Origin of the sequence: Pseudarthrobacter sp. NPDC058196 (assembly GCF_042882685.1) — a bacterium.
Lineage (GTDB): Bacteria > Actinomycetota > Actinomycetes > Actinomycetales > Micrococcaceae > Arthrobacter.
Map to the genome: position 1 here is coordinate 59,333 of NZ_JBHVVN010000007.1, position 14,283 is coordinate 73,615.

14 protein-coding genes are annotated in these 14,283 nt (G+C 68.7%); 6 read left to right on the top strand and 8 right to left on the bottom strand.

What is annotated here, in order from left to right:
* Positions 1–23: 23 nt before the first annotated feature.
* The 3 genes from ACFVVC_RS11375 to ACFVVC_RS11385 form a co-directional block, all read right to left on the bottom strand.
* On the bottom strand, positions 24–1,211 hold the full coding sequence (locus ACFVVC_RS11375) for a 4-hydroxybenzoate 3-monooxygenase (RefSeq protein WP_387452852.1): 1,188 nt from the start codon (positions 1,209–1,211) through the stop codon (positions 24–26).
* A 121-nt stretch (positions 1,212–1,332) separates the two neighbouring features.
* On the bottom strand, positions 1,333–2,076 hold the full coding sequence (locus ACFVVC_RS11380) for an IclR family transcriptional regulator (protein ID WP_387452855.1): 744 nt from the start codon (positions 2,074–2,076) through the stop codon (positions 1,333–1,335).
* Between the two features lie 69 nt (positions 2,077–2,145).
* The gene (locus tag ACFVVC_RS11385) at positions 2,146–3,210 is read right to left on the bottom strand and encodes an FUSC family protein (RefSeq protein ID WP_387452858.1); all 1,065 of its coding nucleotides are present in this window, start codon (positions 3,208–3,210) and stop codon (positions 2,146–2,148) included.
* Positions 3,211–3,366: 156 nt separating this feature from the next.
* Between ACFVVC_RS11385 and ACFVVC_RS11390 the strand changes: the two genes are divergently transcribed.
* From ACFVVC_RS11390 to ACFVVC_RS11415, 6 genes are all read left to right on the top strand, one after another.
* Positions 3,367–4,200 (top strand): ACT domain-containing protein, encoded by an 834-nt coding sequence (locus ACFVVC_RS11390; RefSeq protein WP_387452861.1) that lies wholly within the window; start codon positions 3,367–3,369, stop codon positions 4,198–4,200.
* Positions 4,201–4,376: 176 nt separating this feature from the next.
* Positions 4,377–5,732 (top strand): MFS transporter, encoded by a 1,356-nt coding sequence (locus ACFVVC_RS11395; RefSeq protein WP_387452864.1) that lies wholly within the window; start codon positions 4,377–4,379, stop codon positions 5,730–5,732.
* A gap of 81 nt (positions 5,733–5,813) precedes the next feature.
* Positions 5,814–6,497, top strand: a complete 684-nt coding sequence (locus tag ACFVVC_RS11400) for a GntR family transcriptional regulator (RefSeq protein WP_387452867.1) — start codon at positions 5,814–5,816, stop codon at positions 6,495–6,497.
* Positions 6,494–7,282, top strand: a complete 789-nt coding sequence (locus ACFVVC_RS11405) for an aspartate/glutamate racemase family protein (RefSeq protein ID WP_387452870.1) — start codon at positions 6,494–6,496, stop codon at positions 7,280–7,282. The genes ACFVVC_RS11400 and ACFVVC_RS11405 overlap by 4 nt, the downstream gene beginning before the upstream one ends.
* 35 nt (positions 7,283–7,317) lie before the next feature.
* Entirely contained in the window at positions 7,318–8,742 is a 1,425-nt protein-coding gene (locus ACFVVC_RS11410) for an amidohydrolase family protein (RefSeq protein WP_387452873.1), read from the top strand.
* Positions 8,743–8,750: 8 nt separating this feature from the next.
* Positions 8,751–9,476, top strand: coding sequence for an aspartate/glutamate racemase family protein (locus tag ACFVVC_RS11415; protein ID WP_387452876.1), 726 nt, complete (start codon positions 8,751–8,753; stop codon positions 9,474–9,476).
* Between the two features lie 18 nt (positions 9,477–9,494).
* On the opposite strand, the gene ACFVVC_RS11420 is transcribed toward ACFVVC_RS11415, so the two are convergent.
* The 5 genes from ACFVVC_RS11420 to ACFVVC_RS11440 all read right to left on the bottom strand — a co-directional run bounded on the left by ACFVVC_RS11420 (position 9,495) and on the right by ACFVVC_RS11440 (position 14,249).
* A complete protein-coding gene (locus tag ACFVVC_RS11420) occupies positions 9,495–10,415 on the bottom strand; it encodes a diacylglycerol/lipid kinase family protein (RefSeq protein WP_387452879.1) in 921 nt (306 codons plus the stop codon).
* A 75-nt stretch (positions 10,416–10,490) separates the two neighbouring features.
* The gene (locus ACFVVC_RS11425; protein ID WP_387452881.1) at positions 10,491–11,864 is read right to left on the bottom strand and encodes an NAD(P)(+) transhydrogenase (Re/Si-specific) subunit beta; all 1,374 of its coding nucleotides are present in this window, start codon (positions 11,862–11,864) and stop codon (positions 10,491–10,493) included.
* Complete coding sequence (locus ACFVVC_RS11430; protein WP_018762915.1) at positions 11,861–12,169, bottom strand: NAD(P) transhydrogenase subunit alpha; 309 nt, start codon at positions 12,167–12,169, stop codon at positions 11,861–11,863. The genes ACFVVC_RS11425 and ACFVVC_RS11430 overlap by 4 nt, the downstream gene beginning before the upstream one ends.
* Positions 12,169–13,350: a Re/Si-specific NAD(P)(+) transhydrogenase subunit alpha gene (locus tag ACFVVC_RS11435; RefSeq protein WP_387452884.1), complete on the bottom strand. Its 1,182-nt coding sequence runs from the start codon at positions 13,348–13,350 to the stop codon at positions 12,169–12,171. Before ACFVVC_RS11435 ends, ACFVVC_RS11430 begins: the two co-directional genes overlap by 1 nt.
* Positions 13,351–13,466: 116 nt before the next feature.
* Positions 13,467–14,249, bottom strand: a complete 783-nt coding sequence (locus ACFVVC_RS11440; RefSeq protein ID WP_387452887.1) for an IclR family transcriptional regulator C-terminal domain-containing protein — start codon at positions 14,247–14,249, stop codon at positions 13,467–13,469.
* Positions 14,250–14,283: the final 34 nt, after the last annotated feature.

Here is a 14,283-nt window from a genome sequence, read left to right on the forward strand (position 1 = left end):
TCCGTCGTCGTCCTCCCGTGCCCCTAGGACGCGGCGGGCCAGCCGGTGTACGCCTCGGCAAGGTAGGCCATGCCGTGCCGGGATGAAACCACGGAATTCAGTTCGCCAAGCTGGCGGGCGCGGGAGAAGTCGTCAGCGTCCGCGGGGGTGTGCAGCATGGTGGTCATCCAGTACGAGAACTGCTGCGCCTTCCACACCCGGTCCAGGGCGCGGTCGCTGTACGTGTCCAGCAGGTGTCCCGATCCGGAGTTGTAGTGGCTGTCCAGCCCCTCGAAGAGGACCTTGACGTCATTGATGGCCAGATTAAGGCCCTTGGCGCCGGTGGGCGGCACCGTGTGTGCGGCATCCCCGGCGAGGAACAGGTTGCCGTGGCGCATGGGAGTGTGGACGAAGCTGCGGAACGGCAGCACCATCTTCTCCAGGACCGGGCCCTCCGTGAGCTCGAACCCGTTGCCGTTGACCCTGCCGCGGAATTCGGCCCAGATCCGTTCGTCATCCCACTCCGCCACGTTTTCCTTGGGATCGCACTGGAAGTACATCCGCTGGACGGTCTCGGTGCGCTGGCTGATCAGGGCGAAGCCGTTGGCGGAGTTGGCGTAGATCAGCTCGTCAGAACTGCGTGGGGCTTCGGCCAGGATCCCGAACCAGGCGAAGGGGTATTCGTGGAAGTACCACTTGCGGTGCGCCTCCGGGATCTGGAAGCGGCAGTGGCTGCGCGAGCCGTCCGCCCCCACCAGGAAGTCCGCCTGGATCTCGAACTCCACCCCCTCGGCATCGGTGAACCAGACCTTCGGCCTGCCCTCCAGGTCATGGACCGAGGTGTCGCTGACGCTGTAGCGGACGTCGCCGCCGTCGTGCTTCCTGCGCGCTGCCAGGTCCAGGAACACGTCCGTCTGCGGGTAGAGCCACACCGACTCCCCCACCAGGTCCTTGAAATCGACGCGGTGGCTCTCGCCGTTGAACCGGAGCTCGATGCCGTCGTGCCGGTCCCCCTCGCGCAACACCCGGTCCGAGACCCCGCTGTCCACCAGGAGATTTACCGTGCCGTGCTCCAGGATGCCGGCCCGGACGGTGTGCGAGATTTCGTCGTGGCTGCGCACCTCTACCACCGTGGACTCGATTCCCGCCGTGGCCAGCAGGTGGGAGAGCATGAGGCCGGCCGGCCCGCCGCCCATGATGGCTACCTGCGTGGTGATGATCTTTCGTGCCATGACTGCGTCTCGCTTCGTTGCGGGGCCCGGGTGGGGCCGGAGTGGTTGCCTGGCATTCAGTGTGGCCCCGCAGGGGTGACTGGCGTTACAGCAATTCCGTTCAACAGAAAGGCGGTGCGAGTCAGGCCCCGGCCAGGCCGCGCGCGATGCCCCGGGCAGCCGTCTGCAGCGCCGGAACCAGTGCCTGGAGGCGCATCTCCTGCAGGGGCACCACCACGCCCAGCGACGCCACCGCCCGCTTCCGGCGGTCGAGGACCGGAACCGCGATTCCCCAGGTGTCCGGGTCCACCACGCCCTTCAACTGCGCGAAGCCCTGGCGGGAGGTTTCGGCCAGCAGCGCCCGGACGCCGTCCGGGGAAAGTTTGCCGTCCGGGTCGACGAACCCCGCGAGGTACCTGGCCTGCAGGGCCTGGTCCTGGTGGGCCATCAACGCCAGCCCGGCGGATGAAATGTGGATGGGCATCCTCCCTGCCACCTGGGCCCGGTTGGCCACCGAGCCGCGCCGTGACAGGCGCTCCACGAAGAGGGCCTCCCAGCCATCGAGCACGGCCAGGTTGACGTTCTGGTTCAGCACCTGCTGGATGTCCTCCATGAACGGCATGGCGGCCTGCCGGAGCGCCAGCGCGGGTGAGGCGCGGTTGACCAGTTCCCAGAGCCGGAGCCCGGGCCGGACCGTTCCACCCGGCGCGGTCTCCAGCAGTCCGTGCCCTGCCAGCTGCCCCACCAGCCGGTGCGTGGTGGTCAGCGGAAGGCCTGCCCGCTCCGCGAGCTCAGACAACCGCAGGGCACCCACGTCCTGGGGAAAGGCGGAGATCAGTCGCACAATCCGGTCCACCACGGAGTCGCCCGAGCTCGAGTTTGCCACCGCCAGTCCTTCCGTTCAACGGGAAGTCCAGCGTACCGTGCCCGCGTGGAGGCCGCGCAGGGAAGGCGGTCAGGCCGGCGTCGCACCCTGCCTGGGGCGGCGCCACGCGCCGGGGGCGAGGACCACGGCAATGCCGACGGCGGCCCCAATGACGGTCTCGATGATGCGGTCGCGCAGCAAAAGGGTTGGCGACGCCGGCGCCACCAGCAGTGTTGACACCAGCGCCAGGGGCGTGACGAACACCTGGGCCAGCAGGTACTGGCGGAGGATGAACATTTCCGCGCCGAACTGGCACAGCGCCATGACGAGCACCGTCTGCCAGGGCTGCAGGCCGAGCAGCAGGACGACGGCCAGCACCACGAGGCCCAGGACGGTGCCGATGATCCTTTGGATGCCGCGCCGCACCCGGTGCCGCGTGCTGTGGCCCACCAGGGGCACCACCGCTGCCACCATGGCCCAATAGTTGTGGCCGAATCCCAGGCGGCTGCCGGCCCACGTGGCCAGCGAGCCGGCAAGTCCGGCAGCCACGAGGTAACCGAAGCCTTCGAGCCAGGCCGCGCGCTTCTCGGCGGGGGTGCGGCGGATCGGGGCCGGCCGGGTCCAGGGTGTGCGGTGGCTGGGAAGGATCCGGGATGAGAAGCCGATGAGCAGGGCGAACACCGTGGTGAGGACGGCCACCAGCATCCCCTGCCCCAGCGGCGGCTGGTTGGGAATGGAAGCGATGGCGGCAAAGGCGAAGATGTGGAAGAGGGAACCGGCGGGGCGAAGCCTCAGCCAGGAGATGGCCACCGAGCAGGCCCCGGCAACCAGGGTGGTGGCCAGGACCAGGAGCCAGGTGGTGGTGGAGCGGTCAAGGCCCCAGGCGGATTCCATCCGTGCCGCGAGCGCCGCCAGGAAGATCACCAGCAGCATCAGCAGCCCGGCCCGCAACTGCAGCGCGAACCGGACCGCGTGCGGCTCGCCGCGGCCGTAGATCCCCGTGAACGCCCCGAAGGACGCGAAGATAGCCAGGTCCAGCCGGCCCAGGAGCACCAAGGTAATCAACGGCACGAACACACCGACGGCGCACCTGAGCGCAGGATGGTGGTCCTTGTTGCCGGGACCAATGCTGAACATCTCGCCAAACATCTTCACGTGGGCAGCGCCTTCCTTGGGGGTGGGTGGTGTCGGGCGGCCGCGCTGACGTTCCTGCTAAATCCTACGGTGGAGGCGCCGGGAACGCCCGGCACGTTCCCATGAATGGAATCAGGAGGCAACGCGGCCGAAACAGCCCCCCGTGATGCTTGAGTCATGAAGCGCCCTCCGCACAACACGCCCGCCGCCGACCTGAGCTGCGAGGTCTGCGGCCGGATGCCCGAACCGCCCAAGGCGCGGCTCACGGTGGCCAACGTGGCCGTAATGCTGCCCATCGAACTGCTGGTCCACGCGCTGGTAGTGGAGACCCACCTTCCCTACGTGGCCAAGGTGCTGGTCCTGACATTCACCGCCACAGTCCTGGTGATTTGGGTGGCCGAACCGTCGGCGGCGAGGATCCTGCGCAGCTGGCTCCATGCGCCGGCGCTGCGGCACCGCCGCCAACTGGCGGCGGCCCCGTCGCTGTGGCGGGCACGGACACTGCTGGCGGACCAGCCCGGTTCGCTGCAGAGAATGACCCGGGCATTGGCCCGGCTGGACGCCAACATCCTGGGCCTGCACGTGCACCCATCCCCGGACGGGGTCCTGGATGAATTCGTCCTCGCGGTCCCGGGCGAGGTGGGCGAGCGCGAGCTGCTGGCAGCCCTGCACGACGGCGGCGGCAGCCGTTCGCACGTATGGCCCACCACGTCCCTGGCCATGGCGGACGGACAGACGAAGGCGCTCAGCCTCGCGGCGCGGATCGCCGCCGCGCCGGAGGAACTGCCCCTGGCGGTGGCCGAGCTGCTGCACGCGCAGATCGTGCCGCCGCGGGACGCCGGGTCACCGGCCGACGACGGGACGCGCCTGAAGATCCCCACGGCCTGGCACGGGCCCCTCACCTTCTCCCGGCCGGGTGAACCGTTCACCCCGGCCGAATCCGCGCGGGCCCACCGGCTCGCCGAGCTGGCCGAAACCCTGTCCCACCGCCGTACGGGCTCCTCCCTGTAGCGGTCCCGGCGGTGCGGGCACCAGTCACAATCCGTTTGCAGGGGGCCAGGGGCAGCTGCCGGGCACAAACCCTTGACAGTGGCGGGAGTCACTTCTAACTTTGTTTTTGGGATCCCAACTTGGGATCCCAAAATCGAATCTCCCCCATTCGTGAACTTCCCCGTGAAGGAGAAGCTGTGTCCGTCCCAAACACTGAAACAACGGCGCCATCCGCCGAATCCACATCCCCCACCACCGCGCCCCGCAAGGACGGCCTGCAACGGCGCAGCTCCGTCCGGTGGCGGCTCTTCCTGCTGCTCCTGGTCCTCGTGTCCGTCAACTACATCGACCGCGGCTCCATCTCCGTGGCCTTGCCCATCATCCAAAAGGAATTCAACCTCGCCCCCGAACTGGTGGGCCTGCTGCTGTCCGCCTTCTTCTGGACCTATGCCTTGATGCAGGTTCCCGTGGGCTGGCTGATCGACAAGTTCGGCCCGCGCAAGGTGATGACCGCATCCTGCCTCGGCTGGGGCGCCGCCACGGCAGCCTCGGGCATGGCCGGCGGATTCCTGAGCATGTTCATCGCCCGGCTTGGAATCGGCGTGACCGAAGCCGGCGTAATGCCCGCCGGCGGCAAGCTCAACGCCATATGGATGCACCGGTCCGAACGCGGCCGCGGCGCCACCATCCTGGACGCCGGCGCACCCCTGGGTGCCGGGCTTGGCGGCATCATCATTGCCGGCCTCATTGCCACCACCGGCAGCTGGCGCTGGTCCTTCGTCATCGCCGGCGCCGCCACCGTCCTCATGGGACTCGCCGTCTGGTGGTACGTCCGCGACAACCCCCGGGAACACCGCGCGGTCAACGAAGCGGAAGCGTCCTACATTGAAGCCTCGCATGCCGCCGAGGACGCCGAGGCAGCCGTGGATGGCAGCAAGGGCAAGCGCGGCCTGCTCCCCTACCTCAAGTTCCGTTCTTTCTGGGCCATGTGCCTGGGCTGGCTGGGATTCAACGGAGTCTTCTACGGCCTGCTGACCTGGGGCCCGCTGTACCTGGCCCAGGCCAAGGGCTTTGACCTGAAAACCATCGGCTGGTCCACGCTGGTCATCTTCGGCGCCGGCTTCGTCGGGGAAATCATCGGCGGCACCATTGCCGATAAATGGCGGGCGTCCGGTGCATCGGCAAACCTGGTGATGCGAACCCTCCTGGGCATCTCCAGCGCCATCGTGATCGCCGGCCTCGTGGGCGTCACCGTGGTCCCGGACTCAACCACCGCCGTCGTCCTGCTCTCGCTCGTCCTGTTCTTCCTGCGCTGGGTGGGCCTGTTCTGGAGCATCCCGTCCATCCTGGGCGGACGCACCAATGCCGGCGTCCTGGGCGGCGCCATGAACCTCAGCGGCAACATCTCCGGCTTCGTGACACCCATCGTCGTCGGCCTGATCGTCGGGGCCACCGGCTCCTACACCTGGGCCCTGCTGTACTTCGTGGGTTCCGCGGTGATCATGGGCGCATCGGTCCTCACCCTGAACTACAACAAGCGGCTTCCTGTCTAAGCTGGCCCTCGCAGGGAAACCTGCAAACCACGCCCCCGCAGCCGGGAGCAGTGCCATACAAGAAATCGAAAATGGAGCACCATGCTGACCGCAGAAGAGACCCAGGACAAGGACCGCCCCCTCCGCGAGACCGTCCGGGACACACTCCGCACCCGCATTTTCGAAGGACACTACGCTCCCGGCACGCGGCTGGTGGAACGTGACCTCGCCGCCGAATTCTCCGTATCCCGCCTGCCGGTCCGCGAAGCCCTCCGCATGCTCCGGCAGGAAGGCCTCATCAGCGACCGCGGAGCCCGCGGGGCGGAGGTAAGCAGCCTCAGCCCCAAGGATGTCGAGGACCTCTTCGACGTCCGCCAGTCCCTCGAGGTGCTGGCCTGCCGGCTCGCCGCGCGGCGGGCCACCGCTGAGGACCTCGCCTACCTTAAGGGGCTGCTGGACAACGCAGAGGGTTTCCTTGCCAAGGGAGCGGTGATGGAAGCGCACCGCTCCAACAGCGAGTTCCACGACGCCATCACCGGGATTGCGGACAACAACTTCCTCAAATCGGCCCTGGAACCCCTGCAGGGCCGGATGCACTGGCTGTTCCGGCACGTCAGCGACCTGCCCGAACTGATCCGCGAACACCGGGAACTCTACGCCGCCATTGCCAGCGGAGACCCCGACCGCGCGGCCGCCCAATCCGCGTCCCACATCGGAAAGTACCGGGAACAGTTCCCCGAGGACTTCCAGAAAACCGAACCAGAATTCCACCGGAAGAGAAAATGAAACTCCTGGTCATCAACCCCAACATCAGCGCCGACGTCACGGCCCTGATCGAATCCGAGGCGCACCGCTCCGCCGCCCCCGGCACCGACCTGCTGGTGCGGACCGCCGGCCACGGCGTCGAATACATCGAAACCCGGTTCGAAGCCCTCATCGCCGCCGGGGCCGTCGCCGAAATCGTCGCCGAGCACACCCGCCCCGGCACGGACCCGGTTGACGCCATCGTGGTGGCAGCCTTCGGCGACCCCGGCATGCCCGCCTTGAAGGAATTGGCCGACGTCCCCGTCATCGGCATCACCGAGGCCGCACTCTGCGCGGCGGCGCTGCAGGGCCACCGCTTCTCCATCATCGCCATCTCGGACCGGATCAAACCCTGGTACCGCGAGTGCGTGGAACGCTTCGGGCTCGCCGGCCGGCTGGCCTCCATCCGATCCATCAACGACTCCCTCACCAGCATCGGCTCCGTCCAGCAGGACTTCAAGGAAACCCTGCTGGCACTCAGCCGGCAGGCCGTGGCGGAGGACGGCGCCGACGTCGTCATCCTCGCCGGCGCCCCGCTGGCAGGGCTCGCCCGCGACCTCAAGGGACAGATCCCCGTGCCGGTGGTTGACGGCATCTCCGCCGGCATCCGCATGGCCGAAGCGGTGGCCGGGCTGCAATCCGGACCGCACCGCGCCGGCGCGTTCGCCCCTCCCCCGGCGAAGGACCGAAGAGGCCTCTCCGGCAGCCTGGACGCAGCCCTTGCGGCCCGCCAGGAGCACGCCGGCGCGCCCCAGCCTGCCGCCTAAAGCCAGACGCCACCACACCCACAAGGAGGACACCGATGTCCCACCAGCCAGAACTTGCCATTGCCAACGCCACGATCGTCAACAGCCATGGCCGCCAGGACGCCCACATCGTGGTGCAGGACGGCCGCATCGCCGCCCTCATCGACGTTGACCAGCCGGTCCCCGCCGCCGGCCGCACCATCGACGCCGCCGGCAAACTCGTCATCCCCGGCGGCGTTGACGGACACTGCCACGTCGCCCAGGTCACCGGACGCTTCCGCACCCTTGACGACTACCGGACCACGTCCACCGCGGCACTGTGGGGCGGCACCACCACCATCATCGACTTCGGCATCCCCCGGGATGCCCAGGAAACCCCGCTCGCCGCCGTCCTGCACAAGAAGGAACTCGCCACCGAATCCCGGTGCGACGTCGCCCTCCACGGTGCAGTGGTCGCCTGGGACGAAACCATCCCCTGGCAGCTCGAGCAGCTTGCCGCCGAAGGCGTCCGCTCCGTGAAGATGTACACCACCAACCGCGGCACCACCATGGCCGACGGGGACACCATCCTGAAGGTCATGCGGGAACTGGTCCGGCTGGACGGCCTGGCCTACATCCACGCCGAACACGATCCCATCATCGCCGACTGCACCGAACAGCACGCCCAGGACGGCCGGATCGGGATCGAGCACCTGCACCGGACCCGGCCGGAGCTGGCCGAGGAGATCTCGGTGCAGGAGACCCTGGCCATGGCCGAATACACCGGCGCACCCGTCTACTTTGTCCATCAATCCACGCCGGGGTCCGTGGACCTCGTCTCGGAGGCTCGTGGGCGCGGGCTCCAGGCGTACTCCGAAACCTGCCCCCACTACGTCACCCTGGACGACACCGTCTACGCCTCAACCACTCCCGAATGGTTCGCCTGCTGCCCGCCCATGCGCAGCGCCGAGACCGTCGCCGCGCTCAAGGAACGGCTGGCATCCGGGGCCATCCACACCATGTCCTCGGATCACTCCTGCTACGACCTGTCCCAAAAGCGCGAGCGGACCGATGACGTCCGCGCCATGCCCCACGGGCTGCCCGGAGTGGAGACACGCATGCCGGTCACGTTCACCGCGATGACGTCCGCCGGAGCCTCCGTGGAGCAGTTCGTCGAGGCCTTCGCCGCCGGCCCGGCCCGTATCAACGCGGTCCCCGGCAAAGGCCGCATCGCCGAAGGATTCGACGCCGACCTGGTGGTTTTCGACCCCGCCGAGGAACGGACGGTGGACGGTGCCGCCCTGCACATGGGGACCGATTTCTCGCCCTTCGACGGCATGGCACTCACCGGCTGGCCCGCCGTCGTGGTTTCCAACGGCCGGGTGGTGCTGGACGCTGACGGCTTCCACGATCCCGGCGCCGCGGGCCGGTTCATCAACCGCAACGGCTTCCGCGAGCACCAGTCCCTTCCCGCCGGCGTGGCGCACGCCGCCGCCCTCTAGGAGTTCCCATGCCTGCAACCACACGCCCCCGTCGGATCGGCATGATCGTGCCGTCCTCCAACACCTGCCTGGAGCCGCAGACCTACCGGATCCTCGATGGCCGAACCGACGTCACGGTCCACTTCACCCGCATCCCCGTCACCCGGATCGCCTTGGACGACTCCGCCAACCGCCAGTTCGACCCCGCCGTCATGCGGGAGGCCGCACGGCTGCTGGCGACGGCGGACGTGGACGTCATCGCCTGGAACGGCACCTCGGGGTCGTGGCTGGGTTCGGCGCACGACCGGGAGCTGGCGGCCGAAATTACCCGCGCCACGGGCATCCCGGCCACCACCTCCACGCTGGCCTACCTTGAGGCGTTCCGGGCCTTCGGCACCGAACGGATCGGCCTGTTCACGCCGTATACAGGCGATGTGAACCACCAGGTCATCGCCTCCTACGAGCGCGAAGGCATTAAGACCGTGGACCATCGGGCACTCGGGCTCAGCGACAACGAGTCGTTCGCCAGGGTCACGGACGCGGAGATGCTGCCGGGATCGCGGGAACTCGCCGCCGCCGCACCCGACGCCCTGGTCTACCTGTGCACCAACCTCTACGGCGCCAATATCACCGCCGAGATCGAGGAAAGCACCGGCGTTCCGGTCCTTGATTCCGTGGCGGTCACCCTGTGGCACGCCCTGAAACTGGCGGGTGCTCCGCTGCTTGATCCGCGCTGGGGCAGGCTCCTGGCCTAGCCGGCCTGCCCCTGGGGCTTACATCCGCAGGGTCAGGGCTCCCGGCTCGATACTCATCAGCACGTGCTTGCCCTCGCCCTCGTGGTCCCCGTCCAGCTGGTAGTCGTCATTGTGCTCCAAGGTGATCTCAACCGTCTTGCCCTGGAAATACTCCACCGCCGTATCCCGGTTCCGGCCCTTGCCGATGATGCCGGCCAGCACGGACAGCCAGCCGAGCTTGCCGTGGTGGGGTGCCAGGACCGCGATGTCCAGCAGGCCGTCGTCGATCTTCGCGTCCGGGAAGATCTCCAGTCCGCCCTGGACCTTGCCGCAGTTGCCCACCATGACGCTGCGCACACCGCGGTGCACCACGGTCTTCCCGTCAATTGCGACCGTTGCCTTCACGGGTTTGCCGGGCAGGTTCCGGATGCCGGCATCCACGTAGGCCAGCCAGCCCACCTTGTCCTTCAGGTCCTCGTTGGTGTCGCCCATGATGGTCGCGTCATAGCCCATTCCGGCCATGACCAGGAAGAGCTGGTCCTGGTCCGGGTCGCTCCGCTTGGCGCGGACCACGTCGATCTTCCGCTCGGCACCGGTCAGGGCGCCGGCCATGGCGCCGTCGTAATCGGTCACGTCCATGCCCAGGTTGCGCGCCAGCAGGTTCCCGGTCCCCAGCGGCAGCAGGCCCATGGGGGTGTCGCCGCCGGACAGGACTTCGGCAACGCACCGCACGGTGCCGTCGCCACCGGCCGCGATGACCACGTCCGCTCCCTGCGCCAGGGCTTCCTTCGCCTGGCCGACGCCGGGGTCCTCCTTGGTGGTCTCCAGCCAGATGGGTTCGCCCCAGCCGTTCTCGACGCAGTGCTTGGCCACCAGGCCGCGCACGTCGAAGTCCACCGGCTTGGCAGGATTGACAATGATGGCGGCACGTTTGGGGGAAGTGGAGCTGGTGTCAGTCATGGCGTCCTCTGATGGGGGTGGAAAGCAAGCAGGCTGTTGAAAGAAGAGTAACCCGAAGCGGCTGCGGTTCCGCGCCTACAGTGCCTTGACGGCGCCCAGCACCTGGGCAAGGGACTCCTTCGCATCGCCGAACAGCAGGGACGTCTGCGGCTCGAACAGGAGTTCGTTCTCGATGCCGGCAAAACCCGGACGCATGGAACGCTTCAGGAACACCACTTGCCGCGCTTCCGCCACCTCCAGGATGGGCATCCCGTAGATCGGCGACCCGGAAGACGTCTTGGCCGCCGGGTTCACCACGTCATTGGCACCCACCACCAGGGCGACGTCGGTGGTCTTGAACTCCGGGTTGATCTCGCCCATTTCCTTGAGCGACTCGTAAGGCACGTTGGCTTCCGCCAGCAGCACGTTCATGTGGCCGGGCATGCGGCCTGCCACCGGGTGGATGGCGAAGTCCACCTGGATGCCCCGGGCTTCCAGGGCCAGCGCCAGTTCGGCGGCGGTGTGCTGCCCCTGTGCCACCGCCAGGCCGTAGCCGGGAACAATGATCACCCGCTGGGCGTAGCCCAGCAGGACCGCCACATCCTCCGGCGAGGACGACCTGACCGGACGCTCGCTCACTGCCGTGGACCCCGCCGTCGACCCTCCGCGGAAGGCGCCGAACATGATGCCCGCGACACTCCGGCCCATGGCCGCGGCCATGGCGCGGGTGAGGATGGTTCCGGAGGCGCCCACCAGCGTGCCGGCCACCACCAGCAGGACGTTGCCCAGCACCACGCCGGACGCCGCGACGGCCAGGCCGGTGAAGGCGTTGAGCAGCGAGATGACGATGGGCACGTCCGCGCCGCCCACGGGCAGCACCAGCAGGATGCCCGCGGCGAGGCCCAGGACCAGCAGCAGGACCGCAAGGGGCAGCGAGCCTGAAAGGACGACGGCGACGCCGGCGGCAACCGCCGCCAGCAGCACCACCGACATCACCACGGGCAAGCCGGGGAACACCACGGGCCGGGTGGTCATCAGCTCCTGCAGCTTGGCGAACGTGACGCCTGAGCCGGCGAAGGAAACGGCCCCCACCAGGAGCGTGAAGACGATGGCCACGCGGAGCCAGGGGTCCTCCGCGTGGCCCAGTTCGAGGAGCGCCACCAGCGCCGCGGCGCCGCCGCCCACCCCGTTGAACAGGGCCACCAGCTGCGGCATCTGCGTCATCCTGACCCGCCGGGCCACGGGGGCGGCGACGGCGGAGCCCACCGCGATCGCGCCCAGGATCCACGGGATGTTCTCGAGCCGGGCGGACAGGAAGACCGTCACGACGGCGATCACGGCACCCAGGGCGCCCACCAGGTTTCCGCGGCGGGCGGTGCGGGGCGAACTGAGTCCGCGCAGCGCCAGGATGAAGAAGACCGCTGCGGCCAGGTACAGCAGGGCGGTCCAGACGGGATCGAGGATGCTCATTTGCTGCCGCCCTTGGCTTGCCCGGCATCCTTTTTCGCGTGGAACATGTGCAGCATCCGGTCCGTCACCACGAACCCGCCCACCAGGTTCGCGGTGGCGAGGACTACCGCGAGCAGCGCCACCGCCAGGACCCACGGGTCCGCCGCCTGGCCGGCCACGATGATGGCACCCACCAGGATGATCCCGTGGATGGCATTCGCCCCGGACATCAGCGGGGTGTGCAGGGTGCTGGAGACCTTGGACACCACCTCGAAGCCGACGAACACTGCCAGTACGGTAATGGTCAGCAGGGCTGTCCCGTCCATCAGAGTCCTCCGTCCTGCCGTGCCGTGGCGGCTGCGCCGGTCCGTGCGGCCAGCAGTGCGGCGGTGGGCTGGTGCCGCACCACGCCATCGTGGGTCAGGCAGGCTCCGGCCACCACTTCGTCGTCGAAATCCAGGGCCAGCGCGCCGTCCCGGACCATCAGCGCCAGCAGGTTGGCCACGTTCTTGGCGTACAGGCGGGAGGCGTCGGATGCCATCGCCGAGGCCGGGTCCTTCAGGCCCACCAGGGTGATGTGCCCGGACCCGTCCGCGGTGGGGATGGGGATGTCCTGGCCGGGCAGGGATCCCTCCACGTTCCCGCCGGACTCCGCGGCGAGGTCGACGACGACCGATCCGGGGCGCATGCCCTGCACCATCTCGCGGGTCACCAGGAGGGGCGCGGGACGGCCGGGGACGGCCGCCGTCGTGATCAGGACGTCCGATTGGGCGACGTGCGGGGCCAGCAGCTGGCGCTGCCTGGTGCCGGCATCGGAGCTCAGCTGCCGCGCGTAGCCGCCGGCCGCTTCCGCCGTTTCAAGGTCCAGCCGGATGAAGGTGCCGCCCATGGAGGCCACCTCGTCAGCGGAGGCGGGCCGGATGTCGTTGGCGAACACCCGCGCCCCCAGCCGCTTTGCCGTCCCGATGGCCTGCAGTCCCGCCACGCCCGCGCCGAGTACCAGGACGCGCGCCGGCGGGATGGTCCCGGCGGCGGTCATGTACAGCGGGAAGAACCGTGGCAGCCGGATGGCCGCTTCGAGCACGCAGCGGTAGCCGGCCACCAGTGCCTGCGAGGTCAGCGCATCCATGGACTGGGCCCGGGAAATGCGGGGCACCAGCTCCAGGGCGAAGGAGGTGACCCCGTTATCCGCGAGCGCCTGCACCGTGGGCAGTTCGGACGACGGCGACCCGAGCCCCACGGCTACGGCTCCCGGTTTCAAGGCGCCAGCGGTGTCCGGGTCCAGCGGGCGGACGTGGGCCAGGAAGTCGACGGCGCCGTAATCCAGTTCGGGGACGATCTCCGCGCCCGCCTGCCGGTAGTCATGGTCGGAGTGGCCCGCGGCGGTCCCGGCCCCGGTTTCGAGCAGGACGTCCAGGCCCATTCCGGTCAACTGCCTGACGGTATCGGGAGTGGCGGCCACGCGCCGCTCGCCCTCCCGGCGTTCCCGCGGAATGCCCAGTTTCACCCGCTGCCTCCTCTTCCTGAAGGGCGTGGCAGCGGCTCTGCTGCACGCAGTTGGCTTGAGTCTAGAGCCCTACGCGCCGCGGCGGGAGTAGGGTGGCCGGCTTGGATGGCAAACAGTTACCTCGCGGCAGCGCCCGCCGACCCGCCGTAATCCAGGGCGATCCGCCGCGCGGCTTCCAGCAGTTCTGGGAGGACTGTTGCTTCGATGTCCTGGGCGGCGGCACGGTGGGTCTGCAGGGAAACGTTGGCCGCCGCAACCACCTCGTGTCCGCGCATCACGGGGACAGCCACGCCGCGGAGGCCTTCCTCGAGTTCCTGCGAGACCATGGACCAGCCTTTCCGGCGTGTCGCCTCCACCTCGGCCCTCAGGTCCTCGACGCTGCCGAGGGAGCGGTCGGTGAAGCGGTGCAGCTGGACCGACTGGAGATAGTCCTCCAGCCGCGCGGCGGGCAGGCCGGCGAGCAGGACGCGGCCCATGGAGGTGGCCCAGGCCGGGAAGCGGGTGCCAACGGTGATGGAAACGCTCAGGAGGCGCGGTGAGGGCACGCAGGCCACGTAAACGACGTCGCCGCCGTCGAGGATGCACAGGGCCGTGGTTTCGTTCAGGTGCTCCGCGAGCTCCTTCAGGTGCGGCCCCGCCACCCTGGGCAGCGTGAGGCCGGCCAGGTAGGAGCGGCCGACGTCGAGGGACCGGGCGGTCAGTTCGAAAGCGGACCCTTCGGCCCGGACATAGCCAAGATCGGCCAGGGTTAGCAGGAACCGGCGTGCGGAGGCGCGCGTCATGTCCGTTGCGGCCGCCACTTGGGAAACGGTGAGCCGTGGCTGGTCCGGCGTGAAGGCGAGCAGTACGTCGAAGGCCTTCTCCACCGACTTCACAAAGTAGCCTGCCTGCTCCTCCATGGGCGTTGCGGTTTCCTCTCCGGACGTCGGTGGC